At 61.6% G+C, this 18,862-nt stretch carries 16 protein-coding genes; 13 read left to right on the top strand and 3 right to left on the bottom strand.

Annotated features, from left to right (window positions below):
- The first annotated feature begins 78 nt into the window (after positions 1–78).
- Complete coding sequence (locus tag J7557_RS19065) at positions 79–1,050, top strand: zinc-binding dehydrogenase (protein WP_291421611.1); 972 nt, start codon at positions 79–81, stop codon at positions 1,048–1,050.
- Positions 1,051–1,056: 6 nt separating this feature from the next.
- Here the strand turns inward: J7557_RS19065 and J7557_RS19060 are convergent, their stop codons facing one another.
- Entirely contained in the window at positions 1,057–1,953 is an 897-nt protein-coding gene (locus J7557_RS19060; RefSeq protein ID WP_291421609.1) for a hypothetical protein, read from the bottom strand.
- A gap of 75 nt (positions 1,954–2,028) precedes the next feature.
- Entirely contained in the window at positions 2,029–3,345 is a 1,317-nt protein-coding gene (locus J7557_RS19055; protein ID WP_291421608.1) for a homoserine dehydrogenase, read from the bottom strand.
- Between the two features lie 162 nt (positions 3,346–3,507).
- Between J7557_RS19055 and J7557_RS19050 the strand changes: the two genes are divergently transcribed.
- The 5 genes from J7557_RS19050 to J7557_RS19030 all read left to right on the top strand — a co-directional run bounded on the left by J7557_RS19050 (position 3,508) and on the right by J7557_RS19030 (position 7,687).
- On the top strand, positions 3,508–3,798 hold the full coding sequence (locus J7557_RS19050) for an STAS domain-containing protein (protein ID WP_291421606.1): 291 nt from the start codon (positions 3,508–3,510) through the stop codon (positions 3,796–3,798).
- Positions 3,795–4,160 carry a response regulator gene (locus J7557_RS19045; protein ID WP_035085423.1) on the top strand — a complete coding sequence of 122 codons (366 nt, stop codon included), beginning with the start codon at positions 3,795–3,797 and terminating at the stop codon, positions 4,158–4,160. The genes J7557_RS19050 and J7557_RS19045 overlap by 4 nt, the downstream gene beginning before the upstream one ends.
- Positions 4,161–4,188: 28 nt before the next feature.
- Complete coding sequence (locus J7557_RS19040) at positions 4,189–6,513, top strand: chemotaxis protein CheA (protein WP_291421605.1); 2,325 nt, start codon at positions 4,189–4,191, stop codon at positions 6,511–6,513.
- Between the two features lie 109 nt (positions 6,514–6,622).
- Positions 6,623–7,111 carry a chemotaxis protein CheW gene (locus tag J7557_RS19035; RefSeq protein WP_035085422.1) on the top strand — a complete coding sequence of 163 codons (489 nt, stop codon included), beginning with the start codon at positions 6,623–6,625 and terminating at the stop codon, positions 7,109–7,111.
- A 150-nt stretch (positions 7,112–7,261) separates the two neighbouring features.
- On the top strand, positions 7,262–7,687 hold the full coding sequence (locus J7557_RS19030; RefSeq protein ID WP_291421603.1) for an OsmC family protein: 426 nt from the start codon (positions 7,262–7,264) through the stop codon (positions 7,685–7,687).
- A gap of 125 nt (positions 7,688–7,812) precedes the next feature.
- Here the strand turns inward: J7557_RS19030 and J7557_RS19025 are convergent, their stop codons facing one another.
- Positions 7,813–8,166, bottom strand: coding sequence for a hypothetical protein (locus J7557_RS19025; protein WP_152565894.1), 354 nt, complete (start codon positions 8,164–8,166; stop codon positions 7,813–7,815).
- Between the two features lie 163 nt (positions 8,167–8,329).
- Between J7557_RS19025 and J7557_RS19020 the strand changes: the two genes are divergently transcribed.
- The 7 genes from J7557_RS19020 to J7557_RS18990 all read left to right on the top strand — a co-directional run bounded on the left by J7557_RS19020 (position 8,330) and on the right by J7557_RS18990 (position 18,711).
- A complete protein-coding gene (locus J7557_RS19020; protein WP_291421600.1) occupies positions 8,330–8,920 on the top strand; it encodes a chemotaxis protein CheD in 591 nt (196 codons plus the stop codon).
- 171 nt (positions 8,921–9,091) lie between these two features.
- The gene (locus J7557_RS19015; RefSeq protein WP_035085419.1) at positions 9,092–9,934 is read left to right on the top strand and encodes a protein-glutamate O-methyltransferase CheR; all 843 of its coding nucleotides are present in this window, start codon (positions 9,092–9,094) and stop codon (positions 9,932–9,934) included.
- Positions 9,931–10,977 carry a chemotaxis response regulator protein-glutamate methylesterase gene (locus J7557_RS19010; protein ID WP_291421599.1) on the top strand — a complete coding sequence of 349 codons (1,047 nt, stop codon included), beginning with the start codon at positions 9,931–9,933 and terminating at the stop codon, positions 10,975–10,977. Before J7557_RS19015 ends, J7557_RS19010 begins: the two co-directional genes overlap by 4 nt.
- A 112-nt stretch (positions 10,978–11,089) precedes the next feature.
- A complete protein-coding gene (locus J7557_RS19005; RefSeq protein WP_035085417.1) occupies positions 11,090–11,479 on the top strand; it encodes a response regulator in 390 nt (129 codons plus the stop codon).
- Between the two features lie 222 nt (positions 11,480–11,701).
- The gene (locus tag J7557_RS19000; RefSeq protein WP_291421598.1) at positions 11,702–14,212 is read left to right on the top strand and encodes a methyl-accepting chemotaxis protein; all 2,511 of its coding nucleotides are present in this window, start codon (positions 11,702–11,704) and stop codon (positions 14,210–14,212) included.
- A 295-nt stretch (positions 14,213–14,507) separates the two neighbouring features.
- On the top strand, positions 14,508–16,514 hold the full coding sequence (locus J7557_RS18995; RefSeq protein ID WP_291421597.1) for a methyl-accepting chemotaxis protein: 2,007 nt from the start codon (positions 14,508–14,510) through the stop codon (positions 16,512–16,514).
- 160 nt (positions 16,515–16,674) lie between these two features.
- Positions 16,675–18,711, top strand: a complete 2,037-nt coding sequence (locus J7557_RS18990; RefSeq protein ID WP_291421596.1) for a methyl-accepting chemotaxis protein — start codon at positions 16,675–16,677, stop codon at positions 18,709–18,711.
- Positions 18,712–18,862 lie beyond the last annotated feature (151 nt).

Here is an 18,862-nt window from a genome sequence, read left to right as displayed (position 1 = left end):
GCTCGGGATGGCAAGCCGGGCTTGAACACCAAAGCGCGAGACATATCTTTGCTACATAGCAATTTACAGGAGCCGGCCATGAAGACCGCCATCTATTCCGAATTCGGTACGCCGGAAAAAGTACTCAAGACGATAGATGTGGAGCGACCGCAGCCTAGCCCTGGCCAGGTGCTGGTCAAGATGGTGCTGTCACCCGTCCACAATCATGACCTGATGACCATTGCCGGCCAATATGGGTTCAAGCCGAGCCTTCCCGCCGTGCCGGGCACGGAAGCAGTGGGCATTGTCGAAGCGCTGGGCGAAGGTGTTACCCATCTCAAGGTTGGGCAGCGCGTTGCCGGCGGTGGAGAAAAGACCTGGGCCGAATATTATGTCGGCACCGCAGCACGGCTTGTACCAGTGCCAGACCGCGTGAGTGACGAAACAGCCTGCCAGCTTGTTTCCATGCCGCTCTCAGCCAAGATGCTGCTCGATACGCTTGATGTAAAAGCGGGCGACTGGATCGCCATCAATGCTGCCAATGGCGCGGTGGGCAAGCTGCTCAGCCAGTACGCGGCCGAGAAGGGAGTCAAGGTATTGGGTCTGGTCCGCCGCGATGCGGCAGTCGAAGAAATGGCTGCGCTGGGCTTCAAGGATGTCGTGGCAACCGAAAGCGACGGCTGGCAGGAGAAGGTTCGGGCCGTTACCGGTGGCGCGCCCATCATTCGCGGCGTGGAGTCGCTTGGCGGCGATGGTGCGGCGCAGCTTTCGAGCATTCTGGCCGATGGTGGACAGCTCATTAGTTTTGGCGCGATGACTGGCCGGCCGCTGAAAATATCGGCCGGGGAATTGCTGTTCCGCAATATCACGGTCAAGGGCTTCTGGGGCGCTAAGCCGCCGGTCAAACCCGAGCGGATTGGCGAATTGCTGGGTGAACTGGTCCGCGATGCCGTTGCCGGCAAGCTGGTGCTCGATATTGAGGCGGCCTATCCGATCAGCGAGGTTGCCGAAGCCGTGCGCGCCAGCGGCGAACCGGGCCGCAAGGGCAAGATTGCGATCAAGGGAATCTAGCAGGCGCTAGCGGGCAGGCTCACCCGTCGCCGCGATTTTCGCGTCTGCGAGAATTGCGGCGATGACGGTGGCTTCGTTCCCCTCGAGGTCGTCAACGGAAATTCCCCTCTCGCTCGAAAAGCTCAGGTGCCAATCGCCCTCGGGCCGGGGAAAGGCCCGGATCAGGGTACTGAGCGCGACAAGGGAGTCGGGCGAGATGGTGGTTTCGGGCAGGCCGGCGAGCATCGCCACGGCGCTTTCCTGCATGACCATGATCGCATTGGTCGGGTCTTCATCCGGGGCGAAAAACCAATTGAGGACGGCCGGGGCAAAGATTGCGACGAAGAGGCCGCGGTCTTCGAGCGTGAAATCAAGCTGGTGGAGCCTGCCCGTAACGTCTGCGATGTCGTCGATGTCGATATCGGTGTTGTCGAAATCGGAAAGGAAAGCCTTCGCCGCAAACCGTCCCAGCTTCTCCGCGCTGAACTCAAACTCGGCTTGGCTGGTCAGGGCTTCGGGATCGGTCGTGTAGGCGAGCCGCAAGTCCATGCCGACGGTGTTAAGGGCGAGGACATAATCCTGCAGCGGCGAATGGGTCACCGGTTTGAGGCGGACGCCCTTGAGCACGAGTTCGGCCGCTTCGAAAATCTCGCCGGTCGGAAAAGTTGCCAAGAGGTTCGGGCTCAGCAGCGTCACCTCATCGATGCTGTAATTCATGAAGCTGGAGACGCCGTAGCGGACATTGGTCGCCCGGCAACCGCCATCGACGTCTTCCACGCTGCTCTTCGAACCCACGATGATCTCGGACATGGTGGCGACCAATGCCGCGCAATCGGCAAAGGCCTTCGTCTTGACTGCCGGCTCAGCGGCCACGGTCAGCGGCAGCAGGGGCATGGCGAGGACGAAAAGGCCGAGCAGTCGCATGTCGGGCTCCGAGGAAAGGCATCCCCAACATTTCTAGGGGCAAGCACGACCAGAATGTGGCGCGCTTCCGAAAATCTAGAGGTAGTCCAACATCTTGTCCTGCTCCCGACGCAGAGCGAAGAGGCGCGTTGACGTGTCGGGCTGGCAGTTTGCTGTCGTAAGCAGTGCGCCCTTGGCAATGGGGGCTGTGACCTTGCCGCCTTCGAGGAGGCCGACCGGCAATGCGCCGGCAGCGCGGGCATCGTTTGCCCTCATCGCATAGGAGCGGTAGCAGGTCTCGCCAATGGCATCGAGCGGTTCGCCGGGCAGCAGGTCGCGCTTGGCGACAGCGCAGACTTCGGCGACGGGCCGGGGGAGGGGGACCATGTCGGGCTTGCCGTAGAGCACGATGCGCGCGCAGGTGAGCGGCACTTCAAGGCTTGTCAGGTGATAGGGCCGGAAGAATGCATAATAAGGGCCATGGCCGATATGGAGATCGTCCATGCGCTCGATAATGCGCGGATGTTCGGCTTTGACGATCACGAAGACGCCGGGCGCTACACCCTTGCCGATGGTGAAGTCGACGACGCCCGAGGAATTCAGAATCCCGCCATCGGCCTTGGGGATGAGCACCTTGGCCATGTCCTCGCGATTGGTCGCCGGGCCATGCATGCCTGGAATATCGGGCATCAAGCCGGTGGCATTGGCGATGGCGGTCATCTCGACGGCGGTTTTTGAACCGTCGACGAACTCCACCAGCATGCGGGGGTTCATGTTCCGGCGGATGGCTTCCTCGCGATAGTCGTCGGGGACGGCATCATGTTTGAGTGGATTGTTCTTGCCCTTGCCGGCAGCGACCACATCGAGGCCGAGCGCGGTGACGAATTCGATCAGCTCCATGCAGGACGAGGGTTCGTCGCCGGCGCCGACGGAATAGACGACGCCGAGGCGATCAGCCTGGGCCTTCAAATAGGGCCCGATGGTGACGTCAGCCTCGACATTCATCATGACCAGATGCTTGCCGTGTTCCATCGCGGTCAGGGAGAAGTCGGCGGCGACGCCGGGCTTGCCGGTGGCGTCGATGACGACATCGATATTGGGTGTCGTGACCAGGGTCTCGGCCGAGGTGACGGCGATCTTGCCCTGTTCGATGGCGGCCGTGGCGGCAGCGGGCGTGTCGACCACCTTGCCGTGGCTATCGTCGCCATAGGCGATGGTCATGGCGGTGAGCGCGGTATGGGGCCGGCGGGTGGCGATTGCAGCCATTTCCACGCCCTTCATCAGGCTCATTTGGGTGACGAGATCGGTGCCCATCTCGCCCGAGCCGATAACGCCGACGCGAATGGGCTTGCCCGCATCGGCGCGGGCGGCGAGGTCACGGGCGAGCCCGGTCAGGGCGATCTTGGTGGTCATGGCGTTGTCCTGATACTGCCGCCTCGTTACAGCCACTTGCACGCCGCGGCAAGCGCGCCGGAAGTCGCACGGTGCTAAGCCCCGGCTTCCGGGCGATTAGCACTTCTTAAACCGTTCCAGATGAATATGGCGAAGGAGAGAACTCCGGGGGCTGGCCACGAAATGGCACATCAGGAAGCAAGCGCGATTGCCTTGCCAGAGGTCATCGACCTCGACGCGCTGGACGCGATTCGTGACAAGCTGATCGACGCTGTCGAAGATGGCGCGGTGACCGTCGTCGCAAGCGCGGTGCAGCGCGTGTCGACCAATGGTCTGCTGATGTTGATCAGCGCTGCGGAAAGCGCCCGCCGTAACCATAATGAATTTGCTGTCGACGCGCCGAGCGCCGCCATGTTGGCCGCGATCGATCGATTGGGCCTTGGCGCACAATTTTCAGGGATGATGAGACCATGACATTGCGCGTACTGACTGTGGATGATTCCAGAACCATCCTGGCCATGTTGCATCATACCCTGAGCAATGCCGGTTTTGAGGTGCTGCAGGCCGAGGACGGCAAGCAGGGTCTCGACGTGCTGATGAGCCACGATATCGACGTCGTCATCACCGACATCAACATGCCGGTCATGGACGGCATCGAATTCATCAAGAATGTGCGGGCCAGCGGCCAGTACCAGAGCCTGCCGATCCTCATTCTCACGACGGAAACGAGCCAGGACAAGCGCGACCAGGGCAAAGCCGCAGGCGGTACCGGCTGGATCGTCAAGCCATTCGACCCCGACAAGCTGATCAGCGTCATCCATCGCGTGGTCCACTAATACGTTCTTCTAAGGCTGGTACGGCGCCATGAGCGACCTAGACGACTTCAAGGCCACTTACTTCGACGAATGTTCCGAGCTCATGAACGAGCTTGAAGAGCAGTTTGCCGCGATCGAAGGTGGCGAGCGCGACGCCGACCGGCTCAATGCCGTGTTCCGCGCCATCCACTCGATCAAGGGCGGCGCCGGCGCCTTCGGGTTCTCGGGGCTCGTGGGCTTTGCCCATGCCTATGAAACCCTGCTCGACTATGTTCGCGATGGTCGCGTCGAGATGACCGACGACGTGGTCAATCTCTGCATCCGCGCCAATGATATCGTCGCCGACCATATCAACGCGGCCCAGAGCGGCGAAGAGCTCGACGCCGATTATGGCCAGGAAGAAAAGCAGCGTTTCGACGCCATTGCCCGCGGTCAGCGCGGCGGCGACGAAGACGAGTGGAGCGGCGAGATCATCGAGGAATTCGATATCGAATTCACCCCGGTCCGGGTTGAACTCGCTGTCGCCGACGACGAAGTCGTCGAGGCCCCGGCTGCGGCCGAGCCCGATACGTTCGAAGCCCCGCCCATGCCGGTCGAACCGGGCCATTGGGAAGTGCGGTTTACGCCCTATCGTCAGCTCTATTCGCGCGCCAATGATCCGCTGCTGCTGTTCCGTGAACTGGCAGCGCTGGGTGAGATCAATGTCCGCGCCATTCTGACCGACATTCCCCCGCTGAGCGACTTCGAACCCTTCGGCGTCTACTGCTCGTGGGAAATCTCGCTCTTTGCACCCGACCTGACGGAAGCAACCATCCGCGAAGTTTTCGAATTCGTCGATGGCGATTGCAGCATCGAAGTCGTGCCGTTGGGCCACGTCGTTCCGCCGCCGGTCGCTGCGCCGGCTCTTGCGCCTGTCGCGGTCGCACAACCTGTCGAAGCCGACGAGAATCTTATGGCGCTGACTGAAGACGAAGTGGCCTCCGCTCCCGTGCGCCTCGTTGCCGAAGCTCCGGCCGCCCCGGTTGCCGAAGAGCCTGTCGCCGAGGAACCGGCGCTCAGCTTTGCCGATCTTGCCAATGAAATCTCGGCTTCCGCGCCGCCCCGGCCCGTGCCGGTTGCAGCGCCCAAGCCCGCTGCCGCACCAAAACCCGCTGCCAGCGGCGAAGGTGGCGAAGAGGGCGGCAATCGCAGCGCCGGCGTGCAGTCGATCCGCGTCGATCTCGACAAGGTCGATCGCGTGGTCAACATGGTCTCGGAACTGGTGATCACCCAGTCCATGCTGACCCAGCAGATGGATGAAAATCTGCGCGCTCGCTACACCGAACTGGTTCGTGGTCTCGAAGTGCTGGCGCAGACGACGCGCGGCCTGCAGGATTCGGTCATGGCCATCCGCGCGCAACCGGTGAAATCGGTGTTCTCGCGCATGCCGCGCCTCGTGCGTGAACTCGCCACCAAGACCGGCAAGAAGATCAAGCTCGAGACGATCGGTGAAAACACCGAAATCGACAAGACCGTCATCGAGCAGCTTTCCGATCCGCTGACCCATATGATCCGCAACTCGGCCGACCACGGCATCGAGGATCCGGAAAAGCGCAAGGCTCGCGGCAAGTCCGAAATCGGCACCATTCGCCTTTCGGCCGAACAGGCCGGCGGCAATATCCTCATCATTGTCGAAGACGACGGCAATGGCATCAACCGCGAACGCGTGTTGCAGCTTGCCCGTGACAAGGGCCTCGTTGCGCCCGACATCACGCCGACCGACGAGCAGATTGACCAGCTCATCTTCGCCCCGGGCTTCTCGACGGCGGATGCGGTCAGCGACATTTCCGGCCGCGGCGTCGGCATGGACGTGGTGCTCTCCAACATCAAGAAGATCGGCGGCTCGGTGCATGTCCGCTCCTGGACCGGCAAGGGGTCGCGCATGACCTTGCGTCTGCCGCTGACGCTGGCAGTGCTCGACGTCATGCTCGTCAAGGTTGGCGAGTCGCCCTATGTGGTGCCGCTCTCCTCGATCGTTGAAACCATGCAGTGCTCGGGCGCTATTTTCGAACGCGTGCCGTCCGGTGGACAGGTGCTGCAGGTGCGTGGCGAATATGTGCAGGTCATCGACGTAGCACAGCGGTTTGGCATGCATTCGAACAAGGCGCCGGACGACCGTTTCGTGGTGCTGTGCGAAAGCGAGGGCAGCCAGAAGGTGGCGCTGGTCGTCGACGACATCATCGGCCAGCAGCAGGTGGTCATCAAATCGCTCGAAGAGAACTTCGAACAGGTCGAAGGCATTGCCGGCGGCACGATCCTGGGCGACGGCAATGTCGCACTGATCGTCGACGTGCAGGGCCTGCGTGTCCATCAGATCCACCAGAACGCGGCCTAGTTGGCCAAGTGGGCGTGGCGGTACGCCGCGCTGAGTACGAGTAACGCGCGGCGCGTCAGCCGCTCAGAGTGTGTAACCGGCCCAGAAGGGCGGCAGAAAGGCCAGGAAAATGGAAGCGCTCAGCCTCCGCGAAGACAATGGGGATAAAACGGCCGTCGTTGGCCAGAACACCCTGCAACTTATCGCCTTCTCCATCGGAGAGCAGACCTATGGCGTGGAGATCACCACGGTGCGCGAAATCCGCGCCTGGAACGGTGCCACCCCGCTGCCGAACACGCGCGATTTCGTACGCGGCGTGATCAACCTGCGCGGCACCATCGTGCCGATCTTCGATCTGCGCGCCCGCTTCGGCGATGGCCAGACCTCGCCTACCAAGAACCATGTCGTGGTGGTGATGAGCGTGGGTGACAAGTGGGTCGGCATCCTGGTCGACGCCGTCAGCGACATTCTGACCGTGAGCCGCGAAGACATCCACAACGTGCCCGAGGGCAATGCCATCGACACCGAACTCCTCAACGGCATCATCACCCATGACAGTCGCATGGTGGGCCTGATTGACCTCCATGCCGTGGTCAATGGCGCCAAGCTCGACGGCTAGGCTTACGAGCATGAGTTTGACAAGGGCGCCGCAAGGCGCCCTTTCTGTTTGGTGGGACTGCCTGCGCATGTCGATGCTTGGGCTTCATGGTCGCAACTGCTAGTCTTCGCGCTGCCATGAAGTGCATGGATCCAACCTGAGGAGAGCACGATGAAGCGCACGGCTACTGCGAACTGGGCAGGAACACTTGTCGAAGGCACGGGCACCCTGGATGTCCAGAGTGGCGCATTCTCGGCGCTGCCCTACACCTATAAAGGGCGGTTCGTTGATGAGAGCGGCAAGTCGGGCACCAATCCGGAAGAGCTGATTGCCGCGGCACATTCGGGGTGCTTCGCGATGCAGCTTGGACATTTCCTTGCAGAGAATGGTACCCCGGCTACCAATCTCAATATCGAGGCGGCGGTCACGCTCATTCCCGGCACCGGCATTACCGGCAGCGCGTTGACCCTGGTCGGAACCGTGCCCGGCATCGACAACGCCAAATTTCAGGAACTGGCGGAAAAGGCGAAAGCCAATTGTCCGGTGTCAAAGGCGCTGGGCGCCATTGAGGTCACGCTGGACGCCAGGCTCGCCTAGGCCTGGCCTCAATGCCCTCTTCGCCTCAGGGGCGAGGAGGGGTGACGTTCCGCTGCTTGCCTGACGGGCTCCGCCGCCAGGCTTGAGGCAAATCGAACGACTAAATGGCGTCGAAAACCGTCGAACTAGAACAGTTCGATCTCGCCGTGTGCCTGGTTGGCCGCGACGCCGGAAAGGGCGGGGACGCGGAGTTCGTCGAGGGTGAGGCTCTGCCAGATTTCGTCATAGACGCTTTCGGGCGCCGTTGGGGGCAGAAGGGAGAATTGGCGGGCGGCGAGGGCCATGTTGCGGCAGCGCTGCTCGATGCGGTCCTGGCCCTGGAGGGCGGTGATGATCATCATCATGCCCTGGCGCACGGATGCGTCCTTACCGGCCGTCGAGTCCGTCAGGAGTTCGAGGGCTTCGGTGATCCCTTCCAGCATTGCGGCGGACTGACGGGCCGTCTCGTCGAGCTCTCTTGCCAGCTTCTGCAATGACATACGCATAACCTCAGGTCTACCGGCCCACATTATCCGAATATTTCTAAACCGCTTCTTGCTGTTGCGGCGAGATCGGGACTCCCCGCTTGGCGTGGTTAGCGTTTGGCTAACGAGTTAAAGCTAAGGTCGGAAGCAATTGGACTCGACGGGTATTCGTAGACAAATGGGCCAGAATAGCTCCCTGCCGCCTGAATTCGACAGAGGTATCGTCACTACAGTCCATCAGGGCGATTGCCACGTTTCTTCGGCTCAGGATGTCACGTTCTCGACCGTGCTCGGTTCGTGCATCTCGGCCTGCGTCAGGGATCGCGTCGCCAATGTCGGCGGGATGAACCATTTTCTCCTCGCCGAGCAGTCGGGTTCGGCCAAGGATCGGTATGGCGCCTCGGCCCGCTACGGGGCCTTTGCCATGGAGCAGTTGATCAACAAGGTGCTCTCGCAAGGGTCGGGCAAGAAGTCCAACCTCGAGATCAAAGTGTTCGGCGGCGGCAAGATCAATTCGGCGCTCGACGATGTCGGGGCCAAGAATATCGAATTCGTGCGCCAGTTCCTCGCCGACGAAGGCTATATGGCCTCGAGCGAAGATCTTGGCGGCATGTTCGCCAGACGCGTGCTCTTCAAGCCCCATTCTGGCCGCGCTTTCGTAAAGCGCCTCGACAGCGATGTCGGCGCCAATGTCGCCAAGGAAGAACTGGCGCTGGCCAAGCGCCGCGTCGTGGTGCCGGCGCCCATCGACGATATCGAACTTTTCTAAGGCGCATCGCGCAAATATTGCCCGGCATTCCCGGCAGAATTTACGCAATCTAAGGAATGAACCGGCCAGAATGACTTTCGCTCAACAGCATGGCGCGGCACAAGCGACCATGCTCGCGGAACGGTAACTTGCCGCTCTGTGACAAGGGCTTGGTTAGTCGGGGAAGGTTTCATGGAACAGGGAGAAATTTCCCTCAGCGAGCGCGAGTTTTCGCGGATCAAAAGCCGCGTCTACAAGGTTGCCGGCATTTCCCTTAGCGACGCCAAGCGGACCCTGGTGGTATCGCGCCTGTCCAAGATCGTGCGGGCGCTCGACCTGTCCAGTTTCGACGACTATGTCGACTATCTCGAAAAGGGTGCTTCGGCGAGCGACGGGCAGGACTTCGTCAATGCGCTGACGACCAATCTCACGCGTTTTTATCGCGAAGATCACCATTTCGATCATTTGAAGACCTATGTCGGCGCGCTGATGAGCGAGCGACCGCGCGGCCAGCGCCTGCGCATCTGGTCTGCCGGGTGTTCGACGGGGCAGGAGCCCTATACGATCGGCATGGACCTGCTCAATGCCTTTCCCGAACTCAAGCGCTGGGATTTCAAAATCCTGGCGACTGACATCGATACGGCCGTGATCGCCAAGGCGGCGCGCGGCATCTATCCCGAGAACGAACTTTCGGGTCTTAGCGGCGAACGGGCGCGGCCGTTCCAGAAACTCAGCGACGGAACAGTGCAGGTGCCGCAGGCGGCGCGCGAACTGGTCTCGTTCAAGCCGCTCAACCTCATCGCCGAATGGCCGATGAAGGGGCCGTTCGACGCCATCTTCTGTCGCAATGTGGCGATCTATTTCGACAAGCCGACGCAGGGCGCCGTTTTCGGCCGCTTCGGCAAGCTCCTGGCTCCCGAAGGCTTCCTCTATATCGGCCATTCGGAAAATCTGGGGTCGGGTGGCGAGGGTTTCCGCCTCGTGGGCAAGACCATCTATCAATCCAAGCGGATGAACAAACGAGAAGCAGCATGACTATCAAGGTTCTGGTCGTCGACGACTCGGCCCTCATTCGCGAGGTGCTCACCCGCATGCTGACGCGCGATGGCGACATCAATGTCGTCGGCACGGCAACCGATCCCATCGAAGCGCGCGAGAAGATCAAGCAGCTCAACCCCGATGTGGTGACGCTCGATATCGAAATGCCCAATATGAACGGGCTCGATTTTCTCGAAAAGCTGATGCGCTTGCGGCCCATGCCAGTGGTGATGGTGTCGACCCTGACCAAGAAGGGCGCGAGCGAAACGCTGCTGGCGCTCGAACTGGGCGCCATTGATTTCGTGGCCAAGCCCAGCGCCGAATTTGCCGGCGGGCTCGATGCCTTTGGCGCAAGCCTGCGCGACAAGATTCGCGATGCGGCGCGCACCGACGTGCGGGGCGCCGCAACCCGGATCGAGACGCCCAAGGCCGCGGTCAAGACGGCGGCGGCGCCCGACGGTGCTCTCATCGCCATCGGTGCATCAACAGGTGGCGTCGAAGCCATCCGCGCGGTTCTGACCAATATGCCGGCGGATTGCCCGCCCATCGTCATTGCCCAGCATATGCCGGCCGGCTTTACCGGCCGCTTTGCGGCACGTCTCGACGAACTCTGCGCCATCAAGGTTGTAGAAGCCGAGGACCGCATGGTGCTCGAGCGCGGCCATGCCTATGTGGCGCGCGGCGACTATCACCTGCGCGTCGAGCGCTCGTCGGGGCAACTGAAATGCCGGTTGAGCCAGGACGAGCTGACCAGCGGCCATCGTCCCAGCGTCGACGTGCTGTTCGAATCCGTGGCCAAGGCGGTGGGACATATGGCGGTTGGCGCCATTCTCACGGGCATGGGCCGCGATGGGGCCCGTGGCCTGAAACTCATGCGCGATGCCGGCGCCTATACGGTGGGGCAGAGCCAGGCTTCGGCCCTCGTCTATGGCATGCCGCGCGTTGCCTTCGAGGAAGGCGCAGTGGTCGAGCAGGCGCCGCTTGAGCAGATCGCGGCCAAACTGGCCAATGCGCTCGTTCGTTTGCGTTCGGCAGCTTAACGGCAAGGCTGCAATGCACCCTGTGCGATTGAGAGAATTGTAACCTCTCCCGCTTAGGATGATCTTGAATACCGGAGCCTAGGCGCCGGCGAGTAAGAGGTAGATAGAGTCCATGCCCAAAGCCAGTGCTGTCAGCGTTCTCATCGTTGATGACCAGCAGTCCATGCGTGGCATCTGTAAATACATTCTCAACCAACTCGGCTTCAAGGACATCATCGAGGCCAAGTCCGGCCGCGATGCATTGGGCAAGCTCGAAGGCGCCAATGTCGATCTCATCATTTCCGACTGGAACATGGACGATATCGACGGGCTGACGCTTCTGAAGGTGATCCGCAAGCATCCGCGCACCCAGGCCATGCCCTTCATCATGGCGACCGGGCGTTCCGACGCCGAGCAGGTGAAGGAAGCTATTTCGGCTGGTGTCAACAACTACATCATCAAGCCATTCGACGTTTCGACCATGAAGAAGCGTATCGAGGCCGTGATCGGCGCGCTGACCTGATCGGCTAGCGACAAAACCAGTTCCTGAAGCGCTCGCAACCAACCGGTTGCGGGCGCTTTGCTTTTCGGGCCGCTTTCACGTCCCTTGACGCCGTAATAAGTGGTTAAACCTAAATATGTAACGATTGCGGAAGGAGATTTGCCGACCCGCAGCGCCTGTCGCTGGCTGGGACGCGGCCGGCTTGAAAGCCGCTGGGTCGGATCATGCTTGGGGGGAACAAGGGTGCGATTTATTCCGCAGCTGCGCATTGCGCAGAAACTGCCATTGGCTTTGGTTGGCTCGGCTCTGGTGGTGAGTGCCGGTGTCGGCATTGCCAGCTATTTTATTGGCCTCGGCACGGTTGAGGAACAGCGCGACCAGTCTATGCAGGCTTCGCTCAACACGGCGACGAGCATGGTGAGCGAGTATTTTTCGAGCGCCGAGGTGGATTTGCGGCTCTTCGTGCAGCGCTCCGATACGGTCACGGCGATGAAGAACCTGACGCGTGCGCTCGAAGAATTGCGCATGGGGCTCAAGGAACGCGCGGCGCTGCAATTGCAGACCGCCTACGTCACCGAAAACCCGAACCAGGACGATCGTTCGGCGCTCGACAGTGCCAATGGCAAGGGCGCGACCTATGACGCGCCGCACAAGCGGTTCCATCCCGGCTTCCGGACGCTGAAACTTGAGCGCGATTATTCCGACGTGCTGCTGGTGAGCGCGACCGGGGACGTCGTCTATTCGGTCGCCAAGAATATCGATTTTGCCGGCAATGTCGTCGCCGACCCGGTTCTGGCTGCTTCCGGCCTGGGCCAGGCCTTCACGGCGGCCAAGGATATGCCGGATGGTTCGGCCGCCTTTGTCGACTTCTCCGTCTATGGCCCGACCGGCACGCCGCAAAGTTTCATGGCCATGCCGGTTTTCGACAAGGACGAAAATACCGGCGTCATGGTGCTGGCGATTTCGCCTGCGGCGATGAGCAGCCGGGTGTCCGAGCTTTCGGGCATGGGCAAGAGCGGCGAAGTCGTGGTGGTGGGGCAGGATGGCCTCCTTCGCAGCGAATCGCCCAAGACGGCGGCTGACGACGTTCTCGTCACGGCGCTGACCTCCGACGTGGTGACCGCAGCCTTCTCCGGCCAGACCGGCGAGGGGATGAGCACGGATTATCGCGGTGCCCCCATGGTGGTGCGGGCCGAGCCCATCAGCGTGGGCGGGGTGACCTGGGCGGTGACGGCGGTGCAGCCCGAAGACGAGGCGCTCGCGCCTGTTGTCAGCATGCGCAACATGACGCTGCTGGTCGGCGGGGTTCTGCTGGCCATTGCCGCAGTGCTCGGCTTCTTCTTTGCCCGCTCGATCAGCCGGCCGATTTCGCGCCTGACCCATACGATGGAGACGCTGGCCGAGGGCGATCTTGCCGTCGAGGTATCGGGCGGTCATCGCGGCGACGAAATCGGCGCCATGGCCCGGGCGGTGGAAGTGTTCCGCCAGAACGGGTTGCGCATGGCGGAAATGACGGAAGCAGAAGCGGCATCAATCATTCGCGGCCAGGCGGATCGCGCTGCCATGATGCAGAAATTGCAGCGCTCGTTCGGGCATGTGGTGGATGCCGCCATTGCGGGGGATTTCTCGCGCCGCGTGGAAGCCGATTTCCCGGATGATGAGCTCAATGCGCTGGCGCGTTCGGTCAATGGTCTGGTGGAAACCGTGGATCGTGGCGTGGGCGAAACCGGCGTCGTGCTCTCGGCGCTGGCCAATACCGATTTGACCCATCGCATGGAAGGGGACTATGAGGGCGCCTTTGCGCGGCTCAAGTCGGACGTCAATGCGGTGGCCGATCGCCTGACCGACGTGGTTGGCGAATTGCGGACGACTTCGGGAACCTTGAAGACGGCGACCGGCGAAATCCTTTCCGGGGCCAATGATCTCAGCGAACGCACCACCAAGCAGGCGGCGACGATCGAAGAGACCTCGGCGGCGATGGAACAGCTTGCTGCTACCGTGCTGCAGAATGCGCAGCGTGCGCAGGAAGCCAGTGCGGCTGCGGGCGATGTGACGAATTCTGCCGAGGTCGGCGGGCAGGTGATGGCGCAGGCGACGGAGGCCATGGAGAAGATCACCGCATCTTCGGCCAAGATTTCAAACATCATCGGCATGATCGACGATATCGCCTTCCAGACCAATTTGCTGGCTCTCAATGCTTCGGTTGAAGCGGCGCGGGCCGGCGAGGCAGGCAAGGGTTTTGCCGTTGTGGCCGTGGAAGTGCGGCGTCTGGCCCAGAGTGCGGCCAGCGCATCCTCGGATGTGAAGCAGCTCATCGAGCAGAGTGCCACCGAGGTGAAGGGCGGTACGCGGCTTGTTAGCGACGCGGCCTCGAAGCTCGCAGCCATGCTGGAAGCGGCGCGCTCGTCCAATGACCTGATGAACGGCATTGCCAGGGAAAGTCGCGAACAGGCCTCGTCCATCGAAGAGGTCAATGCTGCGGTGCGGCAGATGGACGAAATGACCCAGCACAATGCGGCGCTGGTGGAAGAGATGAACGCGGCCATCGAGCAGACGGAGGCGCAAGCCATTAAGCTTGACGGGATCGTCGATATCTTTGCGACGGACGGGCGCAAGAGTGCTCCGGCCACACGTCCTGCGGAACCCCAGTCTCAGGGTGCGCGGGGCCTGCAGAACAAGCTTAAGTCGGTTGCCAAAGCCTATCTCAGCCATGGCAGCGCGGCGGTGAAAGCGGACGACTGGAGCGAGTTCTAGATAAAACGCTCTCAGACTTCACTCTAGGTGGGGAAGGCTCGGAAACGGGCCTTCCCCATTTTCGTCTGGGGAGTTCGTTCTGAAAAAGCCTGCCGTGGATGTCGATTTCATTGGCCGCATTTTCAGCGCGAGGGTGCAAAAATGAAAATGACGGCGATCTAAATCATTGTAATACTTGATTAAATTTGACTCCAATAAGATTCGCGCCACGCTGCTCATCCGAGGGACAAGAATGGCACGGTCTGTATCCGCCTTTTTCGGGCGCCTAAGCCTGAGATTTATTATTGCGACTTTGGTGACAACAGCCATTGTCGTTTCGATTACCGTGGTGGCGATCGGCATCTACCTCAACTTCTCCAGCACGATGATGCAGCAGGGGCGCGACCGCCAGGAAGCCAATCTGCGCACCGCCGCGACCATTTTCGCCGCGGCGACCAACAAGGCAGGCGGCACCGTGGTCAATTGGGGAGACGACGGGGCGCTGGGCCAGCTGACGCTCTGGGCGCTACTGCCCTTCTTCGATACCGAACTGGTCGACGGCATTTCGCGCGTCACCGGGGGTGAGACGGCGATCTACATTGCCGACAAGGACACCAAGGAACTGGTGATCAATACGACGACGCTGGCCGATGAAGCGGGCACCAGCCTCAAGGGCCAGATCATGGACCCGCAGGGCGCCGTCATGGCCGCCATGAAGGAAGGGCGTGCGTGGCTGGGCGAAGAGCAGATTGGCGGGCAGACCTATTATGCCGCCTATTATCCGGTGGTGCGGGAAGACGGTGCGGTGGCCGGGGCGATCCTTGTCGGGGAAACGCTTGAGGCCATCGAGCAATCGGTGCAGGGCATGATGGTGCTGATGCTGACCATTGCCGTAGTGACGACGCTGGTGCTGGGCGTTCTCGGCTATCTCCTGAGCCTCGTCATCACCCGTCCGCTGCCGCGCATTGCGGCAGCCATGGGAGCGATTGCGGAGGGACGGTTCGAAACCGACGTGCCCTATGTGCAGCGCGGCAACGAGATTGGCGCCATGGCGCGGGCCGTGGAAGTCTTTCGCGAGAGTGGGCTGAAAGTTGCGCAGATGACCGAGGCGGAGGCGGCGCGCATCATTCGCGATTCTGAAGCGCGTCAGGCTATGATGATCGACTTGCAGCGCGCCTTTGGCGATGTGGTCGACGCCGCCATCGAGGGGGATTTTTCGCGGCGCGTGCCCGAGCAGTTCCCCGATGCCGAACTCAATGGCCTTGCCAATTCGGTCAATACGCTGGTGGGGAGCGTCGATCGCGGGCTCGGTGAGACTGGCATGGTGCTCAATGCGCTGGCCAATACCGATCTGACCCAGCGCATGCGGGGCGAACATCGCGGCGCCTTTGCCAAGCTCAAGATCGATATCAATGCTGTGGCCGAGAAGCTGACCGATATCGTCACCCAGTTCCGCACCACATCGGGCGCGCTGAAGGCGGCAACGGGGGAAATCCTCTCCGGCGCCAATGATCTCAGCGAGCGCACGACGCGGCAGGCGGCGACCATCGAGGAAACCTCTGCTGCCATGGAGCAGTTGGCAACCACCGTCATGGGCAATGCGGCACGGGCTCGTGACGCCAGCGCCAAGGCGGCGCAGGTGACCGACACGGCCGAGCAGGGCGGGCTCGCCATGCAGGATGCGACCCATGCCATGGAGCGGATCACCCAGTCTTCGGCCAAGATTTCCAACATCATCGGCATGATTGACGACATCGCTTTCCAGACCAATCTTCTTGCCCTCAATGCCTCGGTGGAAGCGGCGCGGGCGGGCGATGCCGGCAAGGGTTTTGCGGTCGTGGCGGTGGAGGTGCGGCGCCTCGCGCAATCGGCCGCCCAGGCCTCGGCTGAGGTGAAGGTGCTGATCGAGCAGAGCGCGGGCGAAGTGGCCTCGGGATCGCGGCTCGTAGAGGAGGCCGCGAACAGGCTCGCGTCGGTGCTGGGGGCTATTCGCGACAATACTGTCTCGCTCGAAGCCATTGCCCGCGATAGTCGCGATCAGGCCGGCGCCATCGAGGAGATTTCGACCGCCGTACGGCAGATGGACGAGATGACCCAGCACAATGCGGCGCTGGTGGAAGAAACCAATGCCGCCATCGAGCAGACCGAAGCACAGGCCAGCGAACTCGACCGGATCGTCGATATTTTCCGGCTCGAGGACCACTGCGCTGGAAGTGTTCGCGCACCCAGGAAGAAGTATGCCGCGGCTTCGCCACGCGGCGGGGCGCCCGCTCCGCGGAACGCCGGCAATACGGCTCTCGCGGCAGACTGGGATGAATTTTAAGTAATAACAGTCGTTTGCGAACAATATTGATCCTGATCAGCCCAGCGCTGGTCGGGATTTTTGTCTGAAGATCAGCAATAATATTCGGTTAATGGCCGAATGCTAACATTCCCCGATAGTGCAAAAACTCGTCTTAATCGAGCGCCTGAGGGGGTATTTCATGTTCAGCCGAATTTCGGCCTTTGTTGCCGATGTCAAAGTTACCTCTGCCATCGTTTGTCTGGTTGTGGTGACCATTATTCTGTCCATTAGCGCCGTGACATTTGCTGTTTATTCCAGCCTCGGCACGGCACTTCGTGCGCAGGCGATCGAACAACAGCACGCCAATCTCAAGACGGCGGCAACGATCCTTTCGGGCAACCTGCCGGGCTCCGAGGCCAAGTGGGGGGAGACCGGCGATCTCGAAGGCCTCGTCGCCTGGGCCATGCCGCGCCAGTTTCTCAATCATGACATTGTCGACTCGATCGTGCGGCTGACAGGGGAATCCGCGACGATTTTCGGCTGGGACGAGGCTCAGCAGGATTTTGTGCGCATGACGACGACGATCGTCGATGAAAAGGGCGAACGGATCCTCGGCACCGTGCTCGGCAAGGCGAGCGCGGCCTATGAGCCGGTCATGGCGGGGCAGGCCTATTTCGGTGAGGCGACGATCGTCGGACGACCCTATTACACTGCCTACCAGCCTATCGTCGATCAGGGCGGCAAGACGCTGGGCATACTCTATGTCGGTGTCGACCGGGCCCGGGTCGACGGCACGATCCAGCAATTGCTGCAATTGCTCCTGGCGGTGGGCGGCGGCGTGCTGGTCGTGCTCGGCGTCGCCGGATTTTTCGTGGCGCGGCTGCTGCTGGCGCCGGTGCCGCGGCTGGCCAAGGTGATGGAGACCATTTCGGGCGGCGATTACGACGCCGTCGTGCCCTATGTGGCGCGCAATAATGAAGTTGGCGCCATGGCCAAATCCGTGGAAGTTTTCAGGGTCAATGGCCTCAAGATGACCGAGATGACCGAGGAAGAGCGGCTTGCCTCGCAGCGGCGGCGCGTCGAGCGCACCGATATGATGGTTGCGCTGCAGGCAGCCTTTGGTGAAGTGGTCGATGCGGCCATTGCCGGGGATTTTTCCAAGCGCGTTCATGCCCAGTTCGCCGATCCCGAGCTCAACAGCCTCGCCGGCAGCGTCAATCGGCTGGTGGAAACCGTCGATCGCGGCCTCAGCGAAACCGGGGAAGTGCTCTCGCGCCTCGCCGAGGCGGACCTGACCCATCGCATGGCGGGGAATTACCAGGGGGCATTTGCAAAGCTCAGCGGCGATACCAATGGGGTTGCCGACAAGCTCTGCGATGTCATCGGCCAGTTGCGTGTCACCTCGCGGGCGCTGAAGATGGCGACGGGGGAAATTCTCTCGGGCGCCAATGATCTTAGTGAACGCACCACCAAGCAGGCGGCGACGATCGAGGAGACTTCGGCCGCCATGGAACAGCTCGCCTCAACCGTGGCCAGCAACGCGGAACTGGCCGGCAAGGCCGGGGCCGATGCCGAAAGCGTGTCGCGCGAGGCCGAGGCGACAGGCGTCGTGATGGGCGAAGCCAACGAGGCCATGGAGCGCATTACCCAGTCCTCGGCCAAGATCTCCAATATCATCGGCATGATCGACGACATCGCCTTCCAGACCAATCTGCTGGCGCTCAATGCCTCGGTGGAAGCTGCGCGGGCCGGAGAGGCGGGCAAGGGCTTTGCCGTGGTGGCCGTTGAAGTGCGGCGCCTCGCGCAATCGGCGGCGCAGGCCTCGGCCGAGGTCAAGGATCTGATCGAGAAGAGCGCCATGGAGGTCAGCGGTGGCTCACGCCTCGTGTCGACCGCGGCCAAGAAGCTCGAAGGCATGCTCGACGCCGTTGCGCGCAATGCCGAGGTGATGCAGACCATTGCAAAGGCGAGCCGGGAGCAGGCCCAGGCCATCGAGGAAGTGGGCTCGTCGGTGCGGGTGATGGACGAGATGACCCAGCACAACGCGGCGCTGGTGGAAGAAACCAATGCCGCCATCGAACAGACCGAAAGCCAGGCGGCTGAACTCGACCGGGTCGTCGATATCTTCACGGTGGATGGGGGCCGTGCCGAGCCTGTCGTTCCGGCCCGGGCGGCGGCGCCAGTGCTCAAATCGAGGGGCAATGCTGCACTTGCCGCCGATTGGGACGAGTTCTGATTTTTCGCCCAGTAACCAGGCATGCATGGCGGCGTCCCTCGGGGCGCCGCCTTCGTTTGCATTTATGCTTTACCGGCACTTAACCCAAATCGTGCATTGCTAGCCCCGGACGCAGACATTGCAAATCATGGTCCGCTTCGGCGGCCACCAG

It is taken from the genome of Devosia sp. (genome assembly GCF_017744655.1).
Taxonomy (GTDB): Bacteria; Pseudomonadota; Alphaproteobacteria; order Rhizobiales; family Devosiaceae; genus Devosia.
The sequence above is the reverse complement of the archived record's forward strand: the minus strand, read 5'-3'. Positions and strand labels throughout refer to the sequence as shown.

Excerpts from the sequence above, each read along its gene's own strand:
- J7557_RS19065 (WP_291421611.1), top strand. The coding sequence starts at position 79 with ATGAAGACCGCCATCTATTCCGAATTCGGTACGCCGGAAAAAGTACTC.
- J7557_RS19060 (WP_291421609.1), bottom strand. The coding sequence starts at position 1,953 with ATGCGACTGCTCGGCCTTTTCGTCCTCGCCATGCCCCTGCTGCCGCTG.
- J7557_RS19055 (WP_291421608.1), bottom strand. The coding sequence starts at position 3,345 with ATGACCACCAAGATCGCCCTGACCGGGCTCGCCCGTGACCTCGCCGCC.
- J7557_RS19050 (WP_291421606.1), top strand. The coding sequence starts at position 3,508 with ATGGCACATCAGGAAGCAAGCGCGATTGCCTTGCCAGAGGTCATCGAC.
- J7557_RS19045 (WP_035085423.1), top strand. The coding sequence starts at position 3,795 with ATGACATTGCGCGTACTGACTGTGGATGATTCCAGAACCATCCTGGCC.
- J7557_RS19040 (WP_291421605.1), top strand. The coding sequence starts at position 4,189 with ATGAGCGACCTAGACGACTTCAAGGCCACTTACTTCGACGAATGTTCC.
- J7557_RS19035 (WP_035085422.1), top strand. The coding sequence starts at position 6,623 with ATGGAAGCGCTCAGCCTCCGCGAAGACAATGGGGATAAAACGGCCGTC.
- J7557_RS19030 (WP_291421603.1), top strand. The coding sequence starts at position 7,262 with ATGAAGCGCACGGCTACTGCGAACTGGGCAGGAACACTTGTCGAAGGC.
- J7557_RS19025 (WP_152565894.1), bottom strand. The coding sequence starts at position 8,166 with ATGTCATTGCAGAAGCTGGCAAGAGAGCTCGACGAGACGGCCCGTCAG.
- J7557_RS19020 (WP_291421600.1), top strand. The coding sequence starts at position 8,330 with ATGGGCCAGAATAGCTCCCTGCCGCCTGAATTCGACAGAGGTATCGTC.
- J7557_RS19015 (WP_035085419.1), top strand. The coding sequence starts at position 9,092 with ATGGAACAGGGAGAAATTTCCCTCAGCGAGCGCGAGTTTTCGCGGATC.
- J7557_RS19010 (WP_291421599.1), top strand. The coding sequence starts at position 9,931 with ATGACTATCAAGGTTCTGGTCGTCGACGACTCGGCCCTCATTCGCGAG.
- J7557_RS19005 (WP_035085417.1), top strand. The coding sequence starts at position 11,090 with ATGCCCAAAGCCAGTGCTGTCAGCGTTCTCATCGTTGATGACCAGCAG.
- J7557_RS18990 (WP_291421596.1), top strand. The coding sequence starts at position 16,675 with ATGTTCAGCCGAATTTCGGCCTTTGTTGCCGATGTCAAAGTTACCTCT.